23 protein-coding genes are annotated in these 20,691 nt (G+C 41.0%); 18 read left to right on the top strand and 5 right to left on the bottom strand.

The window, feature by feature from the left end; translation table 11 throughout:
- Positions 1–7 precede the first annotated feature (7 nt).
- Entirely contained in the window at positions 8–1,237 is a 1,230-nt protein-coding gene (locus I6F41_RS13015; protein WP_197108631.1) for an EAL domain-containing response regulator, read from the bottom strand.
- A gap of 176 nt (positions 1,238–1,413) precedes the next feature.
- Here I6F41_RS13015 and I6F41_RS13010 point away from each other — a divergent pair, with 176 nt between their 5' ends.
- Entirely contained in the window at positions 1,414–2,430 is a 1,017-nt protein-coding gene (locus I6F41_RS13010; protein ID WP_011326857.1) for a metalloprotease, read from the top strand.
- Positions 2,431–2,488: 58 nt separating this feature from the next.
- Here I6F41_RS13010 and I6F41_RS13005 read toward each other — a convergent pair whose 3' ends face one another.
- The gene (locus I6F41_RS13005; protein WP_011326858.1) at positions 2,489–3,799 is read right to left on the bottom strand and encodes a short-chain fatty acid transporter; all 1,311 of its coding nucleotides are present in this window, start codon (positions 3,797–3,799) and stop codon (positions 2,489–2,491) included.
- A 179-nt stretch (positions 3,800–3,978) separates the two neighbouring features.
- Here I6F41_RS13005 and I6F41_RS13000 point away from each other — a divergent pair, with 179 nt between their 5' ends.
- On the top strand, positions 3,979–5,049 hold the full coding sequence (locus tag I6F41_RS13000) for a potassium channel family protein (RefSeq protein ID WP_179807379.1): 1,071 nt from the start codon (positions 3,979–3,981) through the stop codon (positions 5,047–5,049).
- A complete protein-coding gene (locus tag I6F41_RS12995; RefSeq protein WP_011326860.1) occupies positions 5,046–5,249 on the top strand; it encodes a PLDc N-terminal domain-containing protein in 204 nt (67 codons plus the stop codon). The genes I6F41_RS13000 and I6F41_RS12995 overlap by 4 nt, the downstream gene beginning before the upstream one ends.
- A gap of 62 nt (positions 5,250–5,311) precedes the next feature.
- Here the strand turns inward: I6F41_RS12995 and I6F41_RS12990 are convergent, their stop codons facing one another.
- Complete coding sequence (locus tag I6F41_RS12990; RefSeq protein WP_011326861.1) at positions 5,312–6,343, bottom strand: hypothetical protein; 1,032 nt, start codon at positions 6,341–6,343, stop codon at positions 5,312–5,314.
- A 186-nt stretch (positions 6,344–6,529) separates the two neighbouring features.
- A complete protein-coding gene (locus tag I6F41_RS12985; protein WP_182684122.1) occupies positions 6,530–6,991 on the bottom strand; it encodes an EVE domain-containing protein in 462 nt (153 codons plus the stop codon).
- 76 nt (positions 6,992–7,067) lie between these two features.
- Between I6F41_RS12985 and tesB the strand changes: the two genes are divergently transcribed.
- Positions 7,068–7,925, top strand: a complete 858-nt coding sequence (gene tesB, locus I6F41_RS12980; protein WP_011326863.1) for an acyl-CoA thioesterase II — start codon at positions 7,068–7,070, stop codon at positions 7,923–7,925.
- Between the two features lie 103 nt (positions 7,926–8,028).
- On the opposite strand, the gene plsB is transcribed toward tesB, so the two are convergent.
- Positions 8,029–10,467: a glycerol-3-phosphate 1-O-acyltransferase PlsB gene (plsB, locus tag I6F41_RS12975; protein WP_011326864.1), complete on the bottom strand. Its 2,439-nt coding sequence runs from the start codon at positions 10,465–10,467 to the stop codon at positions 8,029–8,031.
- A gap of 438 nt (positions 10,468–10,905) precedes the next feature.
- On the opposite strand from plsB, the gene rpsJ reads away from it, so the two are divergent.
- The 14 genes from rpsJ to I6F41_RS12905 all read left to right on the top strand — a co-directional run bounded on the left by rpsJ (position 10,906) and on the right by I6F41_RS12905 (position 20,637).
- On the top strand, positions 10,906–11,217 hold the full coding sequence (gene rpsJ / locus I6F41_RS12970; RefSeq protein ID WP_002957900.1) for a 30S ribosomal protein S10: 312 nt from the start codon (positions 10,906–10,908) through the stop codon (positions 11,215–11,217).
- A gap of 27 nt (positions 11,218–11,244) precedes the next feature.
- Positions 11,245–11,880 carry a 50S ribosomal protein L3 gene (rplC, locus tag I6F41_RS12965; RefSeq protein WP_011326865.1) on the top strand — a complete coding sequence of 212 codons (636 nt, stop codon included), beginning with the start codon at positions 11,245–11,247 and terminating at the stop codon, positions 11,878–11,880.
- Positions 11,881–11,897: 17 nt separating this feature from the next.
- Positions 11,898–12,503 (top strand): 50S ribosomal protein L4, encoded by a 606-nt coding sequence (rplD, locus tag I6F41_RS12960; RefSeq protein WP_002957897.1) that lies wholly within the window; start codon positions 11,898–11,900, stop codon positions 12,501–12,503.
- Positions 12,500–12,802, top strand: a complete 303-nt coding sequence (gene rplW / locus I6F41_RS12955; protein WP_011326866.1) for a 50S ribosomal protein L23 — start codon at positions 12,500–12,502, stop codon at positions 12,800–12,802. The genes rplD and rplW overlap by 4 nt, the downstream gene beginning before the upstream one ends.
- A gap of 15 nt (positions 12,803–12,817) precedes the next feature.
- Entirely contained in the window at positions 12,818–13,642 is an 825-nt protein-coding gene (rplB, locus tag I6F41_RS12950; RefSeq protein ID WP_011326867.1) for a 50S ribosomal protein L2, read from the top strand.
- 16 nt (positions 13,643–13,658) lie between these two features.
- Complete coding sequence (gene rpsS, locus I6F41_RS12945) at positions 13,659–13,937, top strand: 30S ribosomal protein S19 (protein ID WP_010376377.1); 279 nt, start codon at positions 13,659–13,661, stop codon at positions 13,935–13,937.
- A gap of 13 nt (positions 13,938–13,950) precedes the next feature.
- On the top strand, positions 13,951–14,283 hold the full coding sequence (gene rplV / locus I6F41_RS12940; protein ID WP_002957892.1) for a 50S ribosomal protein L22: 333 nt from the start codon (positions 13,951–13,953) through the stop codon (positions 14,281–14,283).
- Positions 14,284–14,295: 12 nt separating this feature from the next.
- Positions 14,296–14,997: a 30S ribosomal protein S3 gene (rpsC, locus tag I6F41_RS12935; protein WP_011326869.1), complete on the top strand. Its 702-nt coding sequence runs from the start codon at positions 14,296–14,298 to the stop codon at positions 14,995–14,997.
- Between the two features lie 12 nt (positions 14,998–15,009).
- Positions 15,010–15,423, top strand: a complete 414-nt coding sequence (gene rplP / locus I6F41_RS12930) for a 50S ribosomal protein L16 (RefSeq protein ID WP_011326870.1) — start codon at positions 15,010–15,012, stop codon at positions 15,421–15,423.
- Positions 15,423–15,614 carry a 50S ribosomal protein L29 gene (rpmC, locus tag I6F41_RS12925; protein WP_011326871.1) on the top strand — a complete coding sequence of 64 codons (192 nt, stop codon included), beginning with the start codon at positions 15,423–15,425 and terminating at the stop codon, positions 15,612–15,614. Before rplP ends, rpmC begins: the two co-directional genes overlap by 1 nt.
- Positions 15,614–15,871 carry a 30S ribosomal protein S17 gene (rpsQ, locus tag I6F41_RS12920; protein WP_011326872.1) on the top strand — a complete coding sequence of 86 codons (258 nt, stop codon included), beginning with the start codon at positions 15,614–15,616 and terminating at the stop codon, positions 15,869–15,871. Before rpmC ends, rpsQ begins: the two co-directional genes overlap by 1 nt.
- 421 nt (positions 15,872–16,292) lie before the next feature.
- Positions 16,293–18,107 carry an assimilatory sulfite reductase (NADPH) flavoprotein subunit gene (locus I6F41_RS12915; protein ID WP_182684121.1) on the top strand — a complete coding sequence of 605 codons (1,815 nt, stop codon included), beginning with the start codon at positions 16,293–16,295 and terminating at the stop codon, positions 18,105–18,107.
- A 48-nt stretch (positions 18,108–18,155) separates the two neighbouring features.
- Positions 18,156–19,853 (top strand): assimilatory sulfite reductase (NADPH) hemoprotein subunit, encoded by a 1,698-nt coding sequence (gene cysI, locus I6F41_RS12910; RefSeq protein WP_011326874.1) that lies wholly within the window; start codon positions 18,156–18,158, stop codon positions 19,851–19,853.
- Positions 19,854–19,896: 43 nt separating this feature from the next.
- Positions 19,897–20,637 (top strand): phosphoadenylyl-sulfate reductase, encoded by a 741-nt coding sequence (locus tag I6F41_RS12905; protein ID WP_011326875.1) that lies wholly within the window; start codon positions 19,897–19,899, stop codon positions 20,635–20,637.
- Positions 20,638–20,691: the final 54 nt, after the last annotated feature.

The raw sequence follows: 20,691 nt of genomic DNA, 5'->3' as shown, positions 1-20,691 counted from the left end.
CTCCTTATTAGCTTGGGGGTTTATAGTTAATGGTATTTCCTGTCACTTTAATCCAATATTGTGCCCAGTCTATAAATTCACTCTTAGATTTAGGACGACTAAATAAAAATCCCTGTATTGCTAAGCGAGTTTTGTAATGCCTTAAATAGGCAAGCTCTTCGGGGCGCTCAACCCCTTCTGCTACTAGTTCTAAATGCTCTTGATTGGTAATGTCGATGAGGGAGCTTACAACAACTTGAGAAAACTGATCTGTTTCTATATTACTAATAAGTGTGCGGTCTATTTTTATTTCGGTAAAGGGCAAGTTTTTAAGCTGGCTCATGTTAGTAAAGCCAACGCCAAAATCGTCAAGCGATAAACCAAAACCATGCATTCTTAGGCGGTTTAGTGTTTCTAATTGGCTTAGGCTTGAAAGTGCATGTTGTTCGGTTATCTCAATAATAATATCACTAGGTTTAAGCTGGTTAAGTTTTAATATAAGCAATAGCTTATTTGGGCAGCTAAGATCGTTTAACTGCATGGGGGATAAGTTAAATGCCAGTTTTAAATTTTGTCCTAGCTGTTCTTTTATATTTTCGAAATCACCGGTGGCTTTTTCAAAGAGCGCAAATGTAATTTCATTAATTAGATCATGTTGCTCAGCAAGGCTAATAAAACGAGCTGGTAAAATTATACTGCCGTCGGTATTTGACACAATACGCGCTAATACTTCAGCACTTTTTATTTTACTGGTATTAATACATATTTTAGGTTGATAAAACGGCGTTATTTCGTCATTTTTTAATGCGTTAATAAGCTCTGTTTTTGAAATAGCAGGTTCTTTTATTAAAGTGTGGCTATTTAAATAGGCAACTTTATTTAACAAGGAGCCTACTTGAGTTAATTGTACGGGCTTAGAAATATTACCGATAAGGTGAGCATTATGCTGCTTGGCTAAGTTGGCAGCTAAACTAATTACCTTCTGCTCCATTTCAGAAATAATAATAATGGCGCCTTGGTAATTTAGCTCTCCTAAATGGCGTATTAGCTCCATGCCATCCATTTCAGGCATGTTTAAATCGGTAAAAATGGCATCAAAATAGTTTATGTCACGTTTAACTTTTTCTAGCGCTTTTGTAGCACTTAGGCAAGTGGTTATGGTATCCGACATATCTAACTCAGCGAGGATTGCTTCCATTACAATTAAAATAGCTTTTGAGTCATCAACGACCAGAATATTAGGCACTACTTTTTTCACTGTTATCCCTTTCAATGCATAGTGTGTATTACTATAAAAGTAGTAGATTCTCATGTGTTTGTCATTCTTTTAATGTGTATATTATCCGGCTAATAAAAAGTTGTTATTAATCATGCTCGCTCGTGTTTTTTAGCTGAGTCGGTATACTAGCGCTATTGTTTTAAACGGTTTTAATTATGATAAGAATAGAACTTAAGTTAGCCGATCAGCCTTTTACACTAATGGTTTCTGGGCAAAAAGTTGTGCAGATATTTCATAGTCAACAAGCGATTACTTTTGATAATCCCCGCGACAACTATTATCAATTTACTTTTGATAACAAACTAATAGGTATTGATAGCTCATTGGTAAATGAGCAGAGTATTTCGTTGTTTGTAAACGATGAGTTTGCTACGCAACTTGCTTTACCTGCAGCTACTGGCGGTGAAACTAAAAAAGGCTGGCTAGGATTGGCCGCACTTGGTTTTAAGCTATTTAAAAGTGCCAAAGTAATTAAGGTGGTGTTAGCGGGAGCGTCAGTTGCCGGCTATGCCTGGTTATTCAGTATTGAGTTTGCACTTATGCTTATTGCTTGCTTAGTGGTGCATGAATACGGCCATGTGCGTGCCATGCAATATTTTGGCATTAAAACCAAAGGCATTTATTTAATTCCGTTTGTAGGCGGGCTTGCAGTAAGTGATGATAAAATTACCACGCGTTGGCAAGATGTAGTGATTTCTTTAATGGGCCCCGCGTTTGGGCTTATAACGTCAGTATTAAGTTTAGTGTTGTACTACGCTACCGAAATGGAAATATTTGCTGGTGTTGCTGTGCTTAGCGCTTTACTTAACTTATTTAATTTACTGCCTATTTTACCGCTTGATGGTGGCCATGTATTAAAAAGTATTAGCTTTTCTATGCGCTCATGGGTCGGTTTAAGTGTGTGTTTATTGGGAGTACTGTTTGGTTTATGGCTAAGTTACACCTTTGGTTTAATGTTGTTGGTGTTCTTTTTGTTTATTGGTGCGCTGGAAATTGTATTTGAATGGCGCGGCAGACACACTTCACATTTAATGCCACTTGATAAGTATGGCCAAGGTTTTTCAGCGGTGATGTATGCGCTGGTGGTTGCCGGGCATATAGCCGTAATGATGCATTTTGCAGACTCAGAAAACCCCATTTTAAGCTTGCCAATGAAAATATTATCGAGCTAATCGTATTTAAAAGCAGGGCTGTAATTGCAGTCCTGCTTAATACATTATTTTTATACAGTTAATAAAAGCTCAACATTAAGGATATAAATACCCCAGTTACAAATAGCTGCACTACACAAAATCCCATAATGTCTTTGGCTTTTAGGCCTGCTATAGCAAGTACAGGTAATGCCCAAAAAGGTTGAATTAAGTTAGTCCACGCATCGCCCCAAGCTACTGCCATTGCAACCCTTGATATGTCGGCGCCAAGCGCTTGCGCTGCGGGTATTACAATTGGCGCTTGTACCGCCCATTGTCCGCCGCCCGAGGGCACAAACATATTAACTAACCCGGCACTTATAAAACTAAAAAATGGCAAACTGTCTGCATCTGCTATGGCAATAAAACCGCTTGATATTTGCTGTGCTAGGCCACTATCAACCATTACCGCCATAATGCCGGCATAAAACGGAAATTGAATAACAATACCTGCGCCACTAGGAATTGCCTGCTGTAAGCTATTGAGTAAGTTATGCGGTGTTTGATGTAAGGTTATAGCTAAAAACAAAAACAACGCAATTACGCTATTTAAGTTTAAGCCGCCACCGGCAACTAAAAAGTAATAACCTAAATAAATTAACCCCAGTAATCCAATTGTAATACCAAGCAATTTACTTTGCTCTAAGTGTTGGGCTGGCCTGGTAATATTAATTATTGCAGGGGAGGTACTTTTTAATAGTGCGGGGTCTATGTAAACACTTTCCTCGGCGCTTGGTAGCATGTAACGGTTAACTAGCGGCATAATAATAAATAACCCTACTAGTATGGCAATATTAAAGCCCGCAAATAGCGTTTGCTCAGTGCTAATAATCCCCATGCTTGATTGCAAAAAGTGCCCTTCGGTGGCTATCGTCAGTGGAATTGAGCCTGCTAACCCGCCATGCCACACTACAAAACCTGAGTAGGCGCTGGCAACTAATAAGCGGTAATCAACTCGGGTGTGTTTAGCAATGGCTTTGGCAAATAACGCGCCAATAACTAAGCCAAACCCCCAGTTAAGCCAACTAGCGAGTAGTGAAATAAGCGTTACTAATATAATTGCTTTTGGTGCAGTGTTAGCAAAGGTGGCGAGCTTTTCTAGTAACTTACTAATAGGTGGAGTGCTTGCCAACATATAGCCGGTAATTAACACCAGCAGCATTTGCATTGCAAAGCTAAGTAAGTTCCAAAAACCATCGCCCCACGCTTGCAGTACCTCAATACCGGTTGTTGGAGTAAACACGCTAGCGATAACTAAGGTAATAACACTTAGCAGTATTACAAATATAAAGGGATCAGGCAGGTAGCGCTCAACGAGCTTGGTAAAGGGAGTGGCTATTTTATTAAGCATAACTAGGACTGTTGTTAGTATTATTTGCAGGGTAATTAATCACGAAAAACATTAATTGGCAAACTGCATTTAGTCTTATGGGCGTTATGTTTAAATGAGAATAGTGAAAATATTGCTTAAACCAATAGCATAAAGTAACGTGTTGTTTATAGATAATTTACTAACTAAGATTTTGTATTATGCCGGTGATATTTAAAAGGCTAGTGTTACTTGTACGGGCTCATATAGATCAGTTGAGTTGGCAAGCAGTGGCACTGGCTATTTTGACTCATATGCTTTTAACATGGGGATTGTTATATATAGCAAATGAGCAAGCACTCACCTCCCTAACAACCTTTTTTTATTATTACACGGTAACCACTTCAACCGTAGGGTATGGCGATTTTAGCCCAACCACAGATTTAGGGCGTTGGGTGGTGGCTTTAATACAAATACCTTTTGGTTTAGCTTTATTTGGCGTTCTGTTAGGCAAAACAGGGCAAACAATAACTTACTTAATTAGGCGCGCTATGACTGGTGATAAAAACTTTGCTCACAGTAGCAACCATATTATTATTTTTGGTTGGCACGATACCCGTACTAAAAAAATGATTGATTACATTCTGGCCGACACTAAACGTACCGAACGGCGTATTTTACTTGCAGTAACTGAGCAAATGGAGCACCCATTTTTAAGTAACGAAAGTGTCGACTTTGTGCGGTTAAGTAGCTTTACCGATTTAGAGGAGCTAAAACGTGTCGCTATAAGCTACGCCGATAAAGTGATTATTGACGGCCAAGACGACGATCAAACCTTTACTACCGCATTGCGTATTAGCCGTTTAGTTAAAGATGATTGCCATATAAGCGCGCATTTTTTAGATGAAACAAAAGTAGATATGCTATTAGAGCATTGCCAAAATGTAGAATGCAGCAGTGTTAAATCGGCAGAAATACTCGTACGTTCAATGCAAGATCCAGGTTCGAGCCGAGTGCACGAAGAGCTCCTATCAATTTTACATGGCGATACGCAGTTTAGCTTAGCCATTCCAGAGCAAAGCAAAGAGATGGAGTTTGGTACGTTGTTTCATCATTTTAAACATCAGCATGATGCTATTTTACTTGGTGTGGCACACAATTTAAGTGCACAAAATATGGATTTAAATCCGCCACTTGATTATAAAATTAGCGCCGGCGACATTTTGCACTACATAGCAGTAGAGCGAGTATTAAGTCGTGAGGTTGACTGGCCGGCTTTGGCAAAAGCATGAACGAAGTTATATTTTTAATCATTCTTTTAATTGCCTATATTTTACCTGTGGTTATTGTACTCAATAGTAAGCGTACTCAAGGCCACGAAAAAAATGCTTGGTTAATTGGCATTGTATTTTTTTCGTGGTTAGGGCTTATTATGTATTTAGCCATAGTGCCTAAACATGGGCGTAAAAAAAGGCAAAATAAAAAGCCTTAAATATAAGGCTTTTGGGCAATAGGAAGTAGTGGTATTGCAGGCCGCTAGTTTAAATTTTAGTACTATTCAAGCTCTTTCAGTTTGTGCTTCACAAGAGGGTCGTTTGGCGCTAATTGCTTGGCGACTTCGAGTAATTGGATGGCATCATCGGGGTGCTGCTCTTGATGTTTAAGCGCTACATCAATAAGTGGCTGAATATCAATGCTAGCTTGATGCTCCTGTACGTGAGCTGTTTTTTCGTCTATCAAAATATTATGTGCAGTACTTAGTAATTCTAGGCGATGCGCCGATTTTTTATTCGCTTTATTGAGCCTTTTGTAATAGTCCTCTTTAAAGCGTAAGGTTTTAGTTTGCAGGCGAAACTGCGCAATATCAATTTGTTGATGGCGCATAAAGTCCACAGCTACTTGCTTATAAAAACCAAACTTGTTTAAGTAAGTGGCGTGAGTGCCGTGACCCATACCAAATACCCGTAAATGGTTAAGTTGCTTATAGCGCTTGGCATGTAGTCGATCAATACGATTAGTGGGGTCGTAAATAATATAGCCTTGGGCGTTGCCTAAATCTAAATCGGCATAACTGCCTTCCCAATCATATTGCTGAGCTATATCTGTGCTAGAGCGGTCGTCCCATGGCACTAAGCTTTTATTTTTAGTGCTAACAGGGTGAAAAAGCAATACCTGATCTAGCTTTAATAATTTTGCAAAAGCACCAACCGCAAAGCCGCCACGGCTTAAGCCATAACCTAATCGAGTCTTAAAAGATGTAAGCAGTGGGGATAATTGTTCCAGAAAAAAAATTAAATTGCGGTTACGAAACCAGTTGCTCTTACCCAAATGCTGAAAGGCAATCACATTTACGTTTTGTTTTTGTGCCAGGTGATAACCCCAGGGCGCGAAGTCTGCGTGAAGGTCTTGCTCCTGCACATCAGTACCAGCAGGCGAAAAGGTAAATAGTAGAGGCTTATTAATATCAATAAAGTCGTACTTAACATATACATCGCCAAGTAAATCTCCCCCAGACATTGGCAGTTTGGCTTGCTGCTCATCACACGAAAGGGTTAACCACTCATCTAACCAATACAGTAACTTCATTTTTCCTCCACAAAAACAAGCGGCGAATTATAGCAAATTACCATAGATAAGAAAAACAAACGTACTTTTGTATTAGTGTCAGAGAGTTATACCTGTTGCATAGAGGATTGCTTTACTTATAAATTAGCCGGTAACTAAATTTACCGCTTTTTAAATAACTAGGCTCAGGTTAAATAGTAAAATATTTTACTCCTCAGCCATGTGGGTGATTATTTGCCAATCACTTTTGGTTACGGGCATTATTGACAATCGCCCGCCTTTTTTAAGCGCTATGTCGGTGATGCGAGGGTTAGCTTTTATTTCTTTTAAGCTAACCAGAGAGTCTAAATGAGATTGATAAGTTACTTCTACTACTACCCAGCGAGGATTGTCGCTGGTGGCTTTAGCATCATAATAATCACTACTTAAATCAAACTGAGTTGGATCTGGGTAAGCTGCTTTTGTTACTACAGCAATACCTACTACGCCTACGAGCTTGCAGCTAGAATGGTAAATCATTACGAGGTCACCTACTTTTACCTCGTCGCGCATAAAGTTACGTGCTTGGTAATTACGTACCCCTTCCCAAAGTGTGGTTTGATTTTGTGCATTTTTAAGATCGTCAATCGAAAATGCATCGGGTTCAGTTTTAAATAGCCAATACGCCATATCAGGACTCGTAGAATGATTTACATCCCTCTATTGTATAGTATCATTTGGGTATTAGAGAATTGAGGAAGTAATAATGAGCCAAGTATTAGATGATTTATTGTCGTTGTTAACACTTGAAGAAATTGAGCAAGGTTTGTATCGAGGGCAAAGCCAAGATTTAGGTTTTGGTGCTGTATTTGGCGGCCAAGTTATGGGCCAAGCGCTATCTGCTGCAAAAGAAACGCTACCAGAGGGGCGTATTGTACATTCACTCCACTCTTACTTTTTACGCCCAGGCGATGCCACGAAGCCTATTGTGTATGATGTAGAAGCTATTCGCGATGGTAAAAGCTTTAGCACTCGTCGGGTTAGTGCTATTCAGTACGGTAAGCCTATTTTTTACATGACAGCGTCTTTTCAAGGAGCTGAAGAAGGATTATCGCATCAGGCGACTATGCCTGACGTACCTTTACCCGAAGAGCTGCGTTCATCGTTAGAGTTTTATAAAGAAAACGCCGAGCAAATACCCGCAGCTATACGCAATCAATTTATTAGTGAAATGCCAATAGAAATACGTCCGGTGACCTTTCATAACCCATTTAAACCTGAAGCAATGGAGCCAGTTAAGCACATTTGGTTTAAAGCTAACGGTGAAATGCCAGACGATCAACGTATTCATAATTACTTATTAGCGTACGCGTCTGATTTTGAATTTTTACCAACTGCTTTGCAGCCGCATGGTGTGTCTTTTATGCAACCTAATATGCAAGTTGCCACGATTGACCATGCAATGTGGTTTCATCGACCATTTAGAATGGATGATTGGATTTTATACTCAGTTGACAGCCCAAGTGCAAGTTCTGGTCGAGGGTTAGTAAGAGGGCAATTTTTTGACCGCCAAGGCAACTTAATTGCCTCAACAATGCAAGAAGGGGTTATGCGTCAGCGCTAACTTACGCACTAGTAACAAAGGGTAGTAGGTGCCATATAAATTGTACGGCACCTACATTTAAACAAGTAAGTAAGCGGCGTTGCACTCACTCAAAACTAAGGCTTTATTTACACTGACCTTGTACTATATCGCTAATTGACTGCCAAACACGTGCTGGCAATAATGCTTTAAGATGCATATAAGTTTCACATAATTGCACGCTGCCTATTAAGCCCGCATCACCATCGGTAATTAAAGACTGTGCGCGTAAATTATCAATAAAGCTGACCAGCACCTTTTTATCAAAAAACTCTGGGGTTTTAATCCCATGCAAAGTACCTAAGCGTTGTGCTAGCACTTGGCTTTCTCGCTCTAACTCTGCTTTTTCAATGCCGTTGCTAGTTTGTATAAAGCCAATCACAATGGCATAACGCTGCAACGTAAAGTTTAGTGCTTTACCTAACATATCCAATTTAGCCAAACAGTCGTTGGTATTGGTTATATGAATGTTATCGCCATCAAGTTCTATTAAGTTTTGATCTACAAAATTAGCTAAAATACGCGTAATGTAGTCCTCATCTAGCTCTCGTAAATACCATTCTTTAGCAAATAGCGGATAAAACGCAGCAACTAGCTGCTGACACTTTGAAACTGTTGTGGTTTTTTCTCTAAACAAATGCAGTGCAATTAAACTTGGTACGGCAAAAAGATGTAAAATATTATTACGATAATAATTAAAGAGTGTTTTTTCTTTATCGTTAATCGCGATAATTTCGCCAAATTCATCACTTATCACATCAAACTTATTAAGCTTTAATGCATGCGTTAACAGTTGCTCTGGCGTTTCCTCTGGAGCTGTTACTTTATTACTGTAGCTGGCGTCGCGTTGTAAGCGTAAGTAAAAATCAAGTTGCGCTAAAAGTTTTGGCTTACTCAGTGCATGCTTGTCGTTTACCAGTAAAATCATCGCTAATAAATTAACTGCATTAAGTGCCGCTGCATTGTTAATTTTAACCATAACTTGGTCGGCTAGGTTTGCTACTTGTGGGCCTAACCATTGTGGTTTTTGTACATCGGTAGGGTGTATGTCGTCACGCCAATTGGGTTGGTTGTCGTTTAAGTATTGGTTTATAGAAATAGGGTCACCAAAGTTTAAATAACCTCGACCATAGTTTTTAAGATTTTTAATCGCTTTAAAAATTCCAAAGATAGACTCACCTTTTTTATCATTTCCAGCGAGTTCTTTAAGGTACGTGTTAATTTCCATAACGTGCTCGTAACCAATATATACCGGCACAATAGAAATAGGGCGGTCAATACCACGCAGCATAGCTTGCATGGTCATTGCTAACATACCCGTTTTAGGTGGTAACAAACGCCCGGTGCGGCTACGCCCGCCCTCGGTATAAAATTTAACAGAGTAACCTTTAATAAATAACTGGCTTAAATATTCTTTAAATACTGCAGAGTAGAGCTTATTACCGGCAAATGAACGGCGAATAAAAAACGCACCCGAGCGGCGAAAGATCCCGCCTGCCGGAAAAAAGTTAAGGTTAATACCCGCGGCTATATGTGGTGGTACTAAACCTTGATGATAAATAGCATAAGTAAGTAGTAAGTAATCCATATGGCTGCGATGGCACGGCATATAAATAATTTCGTGGCCTTTATTAGTCAGCTCATGAATTTGCTCTGTGTATTTTATATCTATACCGTTATATAGCTTATTCCACAGCCAAGTTAAAAAGCGCTCAGCTACGCGTATCATTGCCTCTGAATAGTTAGCCGCTATTTCATTAAGTAACTTAACCGCATTTTGACGTGCTTGCGCTTGGCTAATATTTTTAGCTTTTGCTTCGTCTTGTATGGCTTTTTTTATTGTTGGAGAGGCTAATAATGAGTTAAATAGCTGCTCGCGCGATGGCATTTTAGGGCCTGTTGCGGCAAGTTTTTGGCGGCGAAAGTGCACGCGGGCTACTCTTAATAGTTTTTGTGGAAGCTCGTTAACGTCCGCTTTTTCGTCTACTAAAAGTGATAAGTCGAGTGGTTGGCTAAAGCGGATAAAGTTATCTCGGCCAGAAAACAACACCACAAATAACTTTCTAAACCAACTTGGTGTTAATGAGTGTGTTATGAGCGTGCTAAGTCCGGGCTTTTCTTTGCCGGGCGCTCGGCCCCATAAAATAGTAACAGGAATAACCTGTACATCTTTTTGACCACTACTTAATAAGTGATCAATAATTTGTTTGCCTTGCGCTAGTGCATTAGTTGGCTTTGCTATGTCACCAATTAATGGAGGTGGGTTTTCAATCCCTATAAAGCGGTCTAAGCGTTGTGTGCCTAATACTTGTTGTTCTCTAGGATCGGGTAATCCATGGCGTTTACATACCCGAGCAAGCGCCGCTAAGTCAAAGCGAGAGTTTAGGCGCACAATATAAAAGGTAGGGTTTTTAGAGTTTAATTCATATTGTTCAGTCGGCTTTTCTGGCAGTACCTTACTTCTTACAAGTAAGCGGCTTACTCCAGCTGATAAAACATTTAAGCAATAATTTACAATACGCATCGACTCACCATATAGAGAGTAATTACCCATATAATTTGGGTATATAAAAGCAAAATTGGCGCATATGATAACATAAGATCTAAAAAAGCCTTTAATTTGCGTTGCCGATTAGTCAGTACGTTATGGCTTAATATATATGCATTACACTTGATTGTAGCTGCTCTATAATAGGTTGCAGTATATTTGAGCAACCAGCAGGCTGTAATTATTTACTAATTAGCTGTTGCATTTATCACCAATGTAATTATAATACGCAGGCTTTCAAAATTCCCAAGGGAACTTGGAAGGATAAATTAAGCTAGGATTTCTAGCTAATAAACAGGAGTTCCGATTTGGAACTCAACGTAGATATAATCTAACAACCGACATCTTAATATTTAAGATTGTTTCGGTCGTTTTTTTATGCTCTTTTAAATGCTCTTTATATTGAGGTTAAGAATGTCAAATCAACGCATTCGTATTCGCCTAAAAGCTTTTGACCACCGTTTGATTGACCAATCAACGGCGGAAATCGTGGAAACTGCGAAACGCACTGGCGCACAAGTACGTGGACCAATTCCACTACCTACACGCTTTGAACGTTTTACTGTACTAACATCACCGCACGTTAATAAAGACGCGCGTGATCAGTACGAGATCCGCACCCATAAACGTCTGATCGACATCGTTGAACCAACTGACAAGACTGTTGACGCTCTTATGCGTTTAGATCTTGCTGCTGGTGTAGATGTTCAAATCAGCCTGGGTTAATCGGAAGATTAGAGAGGTTTTAGGAAAATGGCATTAGGTCTAGTCGGTCGTAAAGTGGGTATGACACGAATCTTCACTGAAGATGGTGTATCTATCCCTGTGACAGTTATTGAAGCGACACCTAACCGCATTGCTCAGATTAAATCTGAAGCAACAGACGGTTATAACGCGCTTCAAGTAACCGCAGGCACTAAAAAAGCAAGTCGTGTAAACAAAGCTTCAGCGGGTCATTTCGCTAAAGCTGGTGTTGAAGCGGGTCGCGGTCTGTGGGAATTCCGCCTAAATGGTGGTGAAGGCGATTTTGAAGTAGGCGCTGAGCTTACTGTTGAATTATTCAACGAAATCAACAAGGTTGACGTAACCGGTACTTCTAAAGGTAAAGGTTTCCAAGGTGGTGTTAAGCGCTGGAATTTCAGCATGCAAGACGCTACACATGGTAACTCTCTATCTCACCGTGCTCCTGGTTCAATCGGTCAAAACCAATCACCTGGTAAGGTGTTTAAAGGTAAGAAAATGGCCGGTCATATGGGTGCTGAGCGTGTAACGACTCAAAACTTAGAACTAGTTCGCGTTGACGCTGAGCGTAATTTGCTTTTAGTTAAAGGTGCAGTACCTGGCGCTATCGGCGGTGACGTTATCGTTAAACCAGCTGTTAAAGCATAAGTCCTGGAGATTTAGTGATGGAATTAGCAATTAAAGACGCTTCTGGCGGTCTTGAAGTTTCTGAAGCTACTTTTGGACGTGAGTTTAACGAAGCATTAGTACATCAAGTAGTTGTTGCATACGCAGCAGGTGCTCGTCAAGGTACTCGTGCTCAGAAGACACGTTCTGAAGTAAGCGGTGGTGGTAAAAAGCCATGGGCTCAAAAAGGTACTGGCCGAGCACGTGCTGGTACGATTCGTAGCCCAATTTGGCGTTCAGGTGGCGTTAGCTTTGCAGCTAAACCACAGGATCATAGCCAAAAAGTAAACCGTAAAATGTACCGCGGTGCGATTAAAAGCATCTTATCTGAATTAGTTCGTCAAGAGCGTTTAATCGTTGTTGAAAGTTTTGCTCTAGCAGCACCAAAAACTAAAGAACTAGTTGCTAAGCTTAAAGAACTTGAGCTTAAAGATGTTCTTATCGTGACTGAAGAAGTAGATGAAAATCTTTTCTTATCGGCACGTAACCTTTATAAGGTTGACACGCGTGATGTAGCTGGTATCGATCCTGTAAGCTTAATTGCTTTCGACAAGGTACTTATTACAGCCGCTGCTGTTAAGCAACTTGAGGAGGCGCTAGCATGATTCGCGAAGAACGTCTTTTAAAAGTGATCGTTGCTCCACATATCTCTGAAAAAAGCACTATTGCTGCTGAAGAAAACAATACTATTGTTTTTAAAGTAGCAAAAGATTCAACTAAAGCTGAAGTTAAAGCAGCAGTTGAGAAGCTTTTTGAAGTAGAAGTAACGGGTGTTCGCACACTTAACGTTAAGGGTAAAACAAAACGTACTGGCGCACGTTTCGGTCGTCGTAACGACTGGAAAAAAGCTTACGTTACTCTTAAAGAAGGTAGCGAGCTAGACTTTGTCGGCGGCGCCGAGTAATAAGGGGATAGAATTATGGCACTTCAAAAGTGTAAGCCTACTTCTGCGGGCCGTCGTCACTTAGTTAAAGTGGTTAACTCTGATTTACATAAGGGTAAGCCGTACGCACCACTATTAGAGAAAAACTCTAAATCAGGTGGTCGTAATAACAATGGTCGTATTACGGTTCGTCATATCGGTGGTGGTCATAAGCAACATTACCGTTTAATCGATTTTAAACGTACTAAAGATGGCATTCCAGCCACTGTTGAACGTTTAGAATACGATCCAAATCGTAGCGCAAACATCGCTCTTGTATTATATGCAGACGGTGAGCGTCGTTACATTATCGCACCAAAAGGCTTAAAAGCTGGCGATGCAATCCAGTCTGGTGTTGATGCACCAATCAAACCTGGTAATGCATTACCAATGCGTAATATGCCTGTAGGTTCGACTGTTCACAACGTAGAATTAAAACCAGGTAAAGGTGCTCAAATCGCACGTTCTGCTGGTGCATACGTTCAAATCCTTGCTCGTGATGGTCAGTATGTAACATTACGTCTTCGTTCAGGCGAAGTACGTAAAGTTGAAGCTGATTGTCGTGCGACTCTAGGTGAAGTAGGCAATGCTGAGCATATGCTTCGTTCACTTGGTAAAGCAGGTGCAAATCGCTGGCGTGGTATCCGTCCGACAGTTCGTGGTGTTGCCATGAACCCGGTAGATCACCCACACGGTGGTGGTGAAGGTCGTACATCTGGTGGTCGTCATCCTGTGTCTCCATGGGGTAAGCCGACTAAAGGTGCTAAGACACGTAAGAACAAGCGTACTGATAAGTTTATCGTACGTCGTCGTACTAAATAATAGTTGAGGAATAGCCATGCCACGTTCTCTCAAGAAGGGTCCTTTTATAGACCTACACTTGCTGAAGAAGGTAGAGAAAGCGTTGGAAAGCGGAGACAAGAAGCCAATTAAAACTTGGAGCCGTCGTTCAATGATCATACCTAACATGATCGGATTGACCATCGCTGTCCATAATGGTCGTCAGCACGTTCCTGTGTTTATCACAGACGAAATGATCGGTCACAAACTAGGTGAATTTGCACCAACTCGCACTTACCGTGGCCATGCTGCGGATAAGAAAGCGAAGAAACGATAAGAGGGGAAGATAAATGCAAGCATTAGCTAAACATAAATTCGCCTCTGGTTCGGCGCAAAAAGCACGTCTAGTTGCAGATCAGATCCGCGGACTACCGGTTGATCGCGCACTAGAAATCCTGGCGTACAGCCCGAAAAAAGCGGCTGTATTAGTAAAGAAAGTACTTGAGTCTGCTATTGCTAACGCAGAGCATAACGAAGGTGCTGACATTGATGAGCTTCGTATAACAACGATCTTTGTGGACGATGGTCCTACAATGAAACGTATTATGCCACGTGCTAAAGGACGCGCAGACCGCATCCTTAAGCGTACAAGCCATATCACTGTTATGGTTTCAGATAGCTAGGAGATATAAGTAATGGGACAAAAAGTTCATCCTACTGGTATTCGCCTAGGTATATCTAAACCTTGGGTTTCTACCTGGTACGCGAGTTCAAAAGATTTCTCTGCACAGCTTTTTGGCGATCACAAAGTACGTACATTCCTTACAAAGGAATTGAAAACGGCTTCTGTGTCTAAAATCGTTATTGAGCGTCCAGCAAAATCAATCCGCGTAACAATCCACACGGCTCGTCCGGGTGTTGTTATCGGTAAAAAAGGCGAAGACGTAGAAAAATTACGTCAAGCGGTAACTAAAATCGCTGGTGTACCTGCTCAGATTAATATTTCTGAAGTACGTAAACCAGAACTAGATGCACAACTAGTAGCAGACGGCATTGCCTCTCAACTAGAGCGTCGTGTTATGTTCCGTCGCGCTATGAAGCGTTCGGTACAAAATGCAATGCGCATCGGTTCTAAAGGGATTAAAGTTGAAGTTAGCGGTCGTCTTGGCGGCGCAGAAATCGCACGTACAGAGTGGTATCGTGAAGGTCGTGTACCTCTACATACTCTTCGTGCTGATATCGACTACGCAACTTCTGAGGCCTTAACCACTTATGGTATCATTGGTGTTAAAGTTTGGATCTTCAAAGGCGAAGTTATTGGTGGTTTACCACTAGTACAAGAGCAAGAGAAGCCAGCTAAACGCGCACCAAAGAAAGCCAAAAAAAGTGCTAAGTAGAGGTAGCGAGTAATGTTACAGCCAAAACGTACAAAATTCCGTAAAACGCACAAAGGTCGCAACCGTGGTCTAGCGCAAAACGGTAACAAAGTAAGCTTCGGTACTTTCGGTTTGAAAGCTACTGGCCGTGGCCGCATGACTGCTCGTCAAATCGAAGCAGCTCGTCGTGCCATGACGCGTCACGTGAAACGTCAAGGTAAAATCTGGATCCGTGTTTTCCCAGACAAGCCAATCACGAACAAACCGCTTGAAGTTCGTATGGGTAAAGGTAAAGGTTCTGTTGAGTATTGGGTTGCTGAAATTCAGCCTGGTAAAGTACTTTACGAAATGGAAGGTGTTTCAGAAGAGCTTGCTCGTGAAGCGTTTGACCTTGCTGCTCGTAAATTGCCATTCAAAACAACTTTCGTAACTCGGACGGTAATGTGATGAAAGCTAGCGAACTAAAAGATAAAAGCGTAGAAGAGCTTAATACTGAACTTCTAGGACTTCTTCGTGAGCAATTTAATATGCGCATGCAAGCAAGCACTGGTCAGTTAGCTCAGACACACACGCTAAGAACAGTACGCCGCGATATCGCGCGTGTAAAAACAGTTATTAACCAGAAGGCAGGTCAATAATGAGCGATAAAATTCGTACTCTTCAAGGCCGTGTAATTAGCGACAAGATGGAAAAATCTTTCACTATTGCTATCGCACGTTATGTGAAGCACCCAATTTATGGGAAATTCATTCGACGCACGACTAAGCTACACGTACATGACGAAAATAATGAAGTTCAGGCTGGTGACGTAGTTACTATCCGTGAATGTGCTCCAATTTCTAAGAGTAAATCTTGGACATTCGTAGCAGTTATTGAACGTCCAAAACAAGCTTAATTTTTAATTAAGTCTGTTTTATAAAAAGCCCCGGCATTTATTTGCTGGGGCTTTTTGTTTTTACGAAGCTGCGAGTTTGAGCTGCAAGCAATCAGCAACTCAGAGTTAATTTAGCGCTCTTTTATGGTTGTGGTATTTATACATAACAACAATATTTATCTACTCAATAAAGCTCAGGCACAAATAGCCCCTTTTATCCTTCGAAAACCCATTTCTTAATCTGTTTTTAACTATATTTACTAAAGTTAATAACTAAATAGAATATCAAAGTTGATTCTGTTCTTTTTTTAACTCTGCATTGCCCGCTATCCTACAAGCTCAGTAAACCTCAACAGATAGTCTCTGGGTGAGGTAAAACTCATTTTGAACGACGTATAACAGTACGTTGTGTTTAACTTTTAGGGTTACGGGGAATTGATTCATGTTGCTAGGTCAACTAAACGCTGCGGCAAGTCCGCTATCGCAAGAGCAAGTACAAAAGCTGCAAGGTTTAGTGGCTGAGCTTAATCCAATTCAACAAGCATGGGTTAGCGGCTATCTTGCTGCAAATGCTAATACGGCGGCCTTAGGCGGTGCTATGGGCGCAGCTCCAAGTGCTGGTGAGGCAGTTGCATTAACTATTTTATATGGCTCGCAAACAGGTAATGCAAAGGGTGTAGCTGCTAAGTTAAAAGCACAAGCAGAGTCACGCGGTTTAGCCGTAAAGCTAGTGAGCATGGCCGATTACAAACCAACTGCACTAAAAAAAGAAAAGTTTATAACTGTGGTTGTTGCAACTTACGGCGAAGGTGAACCACCAGAAGATGCAGAGGCTTTACACGAATTTTTAACCACTAAAAAAGCGCCTAAGTTAGATGGGGTGAAGGTAGCCGTGATTGGCTTAGGGGATTCGAGCTATGAATTTTTTTGCCAAACAGCAAAAGACTTTGAGCAGCGGTTAAATACACTCGGCGCAGAAACAATTTATCAACGCGCCGATTTAGATGTAGATTACGAAGACGAAGCGACAACTTGGATCACTGGCGCACTGGATGCCTTTGAACCGGATTTAAAAGCACAGCAAGGTAGCTCAGGTGGTCAAGTTATCGCAATGCCGTTTGCTGGGTCAACTACCGTGGCAAGCCAATATACTAAGCAAAACCCGTTTGCCGCAGAACTAGGTTTAGTGCAAAAAATTACAGGTCGCGATTCAACTAAAGATGTCCGCCACGTAGAAATTTCGCTTGAAGGCTCAGACATTAGTTATATACCAGGTGATTCATTAGGTGTGTATTTTTTAAATGACGAAGCCCGTGTTGATGAGTTGCTTACACACACGCAAATTGATGCAGCTAGTTTAGTAAAAGTTGCAGATGAACAGCTAAGTATTCGCGATGCACTGATTGAAAAACTTGAATTAACGCAGTCGTACCCTGGCTTTGTGGAAAAATATGCAATAGCGACAGGCACACCACAACTATTAAAATTGGTTGAAGATAAAGCGGCAATGCATCAATACATTGAGCCGCGCCAAATATTTGATGTAGTTGCACAAAACCCCGCTAAGCTTGACGCGCAAACACTCGTCGATTGCCTGCGTAAATTACAAGCACGTTTATATTCAATTGCCTCTAGCCAAAGCGAGGTTGAAGACGAGGTACATTTAACCGTAGCATTAGTTGAGTTTGATGCCTTTGGTCGTGAGCATTTAGGCGGTTGTTCGGGCTATTTAGCGCGCCGTGCTGAGGAAGGCTGTAAAGTTAAGATATTTAGTGAGCATAACGATAATTTTCGTTTACCAACGAATGATGAAACACCAATCATTATGGTTGGCCCTGGTACGGGAATAGCACCGTTTCGAGCCTTTTTACAAGAGCGTGATGCGCGTGGCGCATCAGGTAAAAACTGGCTGTTTTTTGGCAATCCACATTTTACTCAAGACTTTTTATACCAAGTTGAAATTCAAGGTTACTTAAAGTCGGGTTTACTAAGCAAAGTAGATGTTGCATTTAGCCGCGATCAAGCCGAAAAAGTGTATGTGCAAGACAAGTTGCGTAGTAACAGCAAAGCTATTTTTGAGTGGCTTGAAGCTGGCGCACATTTTTATGTGTGTGGCGACGCTAACAATATGGCAAAAGATGTGCACCAAACATTACTCGAAATTATTAAAGAAAATACCGGCAAGAGCGATGAAGATGCTCAGCAGTATTTAAAAGATTTACGCAGCGCAAACCGCTATCAGAAAGACGTTTACTAAAATTAAATATTTAAAGCAGCCGTCACTGTCACTAATTTAGGATTAAACATGAGCGAACAAGATAAAAACGTAAAGCTTTCTGATAACGAGCGCATGAAACGAGAAAGTAATTTTTTACGTGGCACTATAGCAACAGATTTAAAAGATGAGATCACCGGTGGTTTTACCGCTGATAACTTCCAGTTAATTCGGTTTCACGGTATGTACCAGCAAGATGACCGAGATATTCGTGGTGAGCGCGCTAAGCAAAAGCTTGAACCATTACACAACGTAATGTTACGTGCGCGTATGCCTGGCGGTATTATTAAGCCTGAGCAATGGTTAGCCATAGATAAATTTGCAGAAGAAAAAACCAGCTATGGCAGTATCCGTTTAACTACGCGTCAAACGTTTCAGTTTCATGGTGTATTAAAGCCTAATATTAAAGGCATGCATCAATTACTGGATAGCGTTGGAATTGACTCTATTGCTACCGCAGGCGATGTTAATCGAAATGTGTTGTGTACTACTAATCCGGTTGAGTCAGAGCTGCATCAAGAAGCGTATGAGTGGGCTGCAAAAATTTCAGAGCACCTATTACCAAAAACCAAGGCTTACGCCGAAATTTGGCTTAATGGTGAAAAAGCAGAAACCACAGAAGAGCCAATTTTAGGTTCTAATTACTTACCGCGTAAGTTTAAAACAACGGTAACAATTCCGCCGAATAATGAAGTGGATGTGCACGCCAATGATTTAAACTTTGTAGCTATTGCCGAAAATGGTAAATTAATTGGCTTTAACGTACTTGTCGGTGGTGGCCTTGCCATGACACATGGCGATACAGCAACCTACCCACGTAAAGCAGACGACTTTGGTTTTATTCCACTAGAACATACGTTAAAAATTGCCGAGCATGTGGTGTCGGTACAGCGCGATTGGGGTAATCGTTCAAATCGCAAAAATGCTAAAACAAAATACACATTAGATCGAGTAGGCGTTGATGTATTTAAAGCGGAAGTAGAGAAACGTGCGGGTGTTGAGTTTGCTTCAAGTCGTCCTTATAAATTTACTCACCGAGGCGATCGTATAGGTTGGGTTGAAGGTATAGATGGCAAACATCACTTAACATTATTTATTCAAAGTGGGCGTATTTTAGATTATCCAGACAAACCACTAAAAACAGGCTGTCGTAAAATAGCAGAAGTTCACCAAGGTGACATGCGCATGACGGCAAACCAAAACTTAATTATTGCTGGTGTAGCTGCAAATCAAAAAGCCGTGATTGAAGAAATTGCCCGTAACCATGGTTTAATTGACGATAAAGACACCGAACAACGTAAAAATTCTATGGCGTGTGTGGCACTGCCAACATGCCCATTAGCTATGGCTGAAGCTGAGCGTTATTTACCTAGTTTGGTTGAAAAAATAGAAGCACTGTTAGCCAAGCATGGTGTGCCGAATGACAGTATTATTATGCGCGTTGTGGGTTGCCCCAATGGCTGTGGCCGTGCCATGTTAGCCGAAGCGGGATTGGTTGGGAAAGGTCCGGGTAAATATAATGTGTATCTAGGCGGTAACCTTGAAGGCACACGTATTCCTAAATTATATTTAGAAAATGTGGGTGAAGACGTGTATTTAGCTGCTTTTGATGAATTAATTGGTCAATGGGTTAATGAGCGTAATGACGGTGAATGCTTTGGTGATTTTGTGATCCGCAAAGGCATTGTTGCTGAAGTTAAAGTATCAGTTACCGATTTTCACGCATAATAATAAGCCAGTGCAACACACTGGCTAAGGTTTGGAATTTACCATGAGTGAATTTAAAAACATTTTACAGTTAGATAAACAAAGCCAAACTAGCATGCTAGCAGACGCCAATGGCATACTGAAAAACATGAGCGCCGAGCAGCGCGTGCAATGGGCACTTGAAAACTTACCTGAGACACATTTTTTATCATCGAGTTTTGGTATTCAAGCGGCTGTAATGTTGCACTTAATAACATTACAACAGCCAGATATTCCGGTGGTATTAACAGATACAGGTTATTTGTTTCCACAAACGTATCAATTTATTGAGCAAATGACGGCACGTTTATCACTCAATTTAAAAGTGTACAAATCAGAGCTTAGCCCTGCTTGGCAAGAAGCTAAATTTGGCAAGTTATGGGAGCAAGGAGAGGCCGGAATTAAGCAGTACAATCAGCTTAATAAAGTTGAGCCGATGACTCGCGCCTTAAAAGAAATTAATGCTGGTACGTGGTTTAGTGGCCTGCGTCGCGACCAAGCATCAAGCCGTGCTGATAAGCAAGTAATTGAAATTAGCCGTGGTACAGTAAAAGTTTACCCAATTATTGAGTGGACAAACCGCGATGTATATCAGTATTTAACTAAGCATAACTTGCCGTACCATCCCCTTTGGGAGGAAGGCTATGTCTCTATGGGAGACATACATACTACACGTAAGCTAGAGCCCGGTATGACCGAAGAGGAAACTCGCTTTTTTGGTTTAAACCGAGAGTGTGGTTTGCACATTGATGGTGATGGTATTTAATATTATTGATTATCTCGCTCAATATTTAATAAAACGCAGCCTTGGCTGCGTTTT

Origin of the sequence: Pseudoalteromonas sp. SCQQ13 (assembly GCF_015864415.1) — a bacterium.
GTDB lineage: Bacteria > Pseudomonadota > Gammaproteobacteria > Enterobacterales > Alteromonadaceae > Pseudoalteromonas > Pseudoalteromonas nigrifaciens.
The sequence above is the reverse complement of the archived record's forward strand: the minus strand, read 5'-3'. Positions and strand labels throughout refer to the sequence as shown.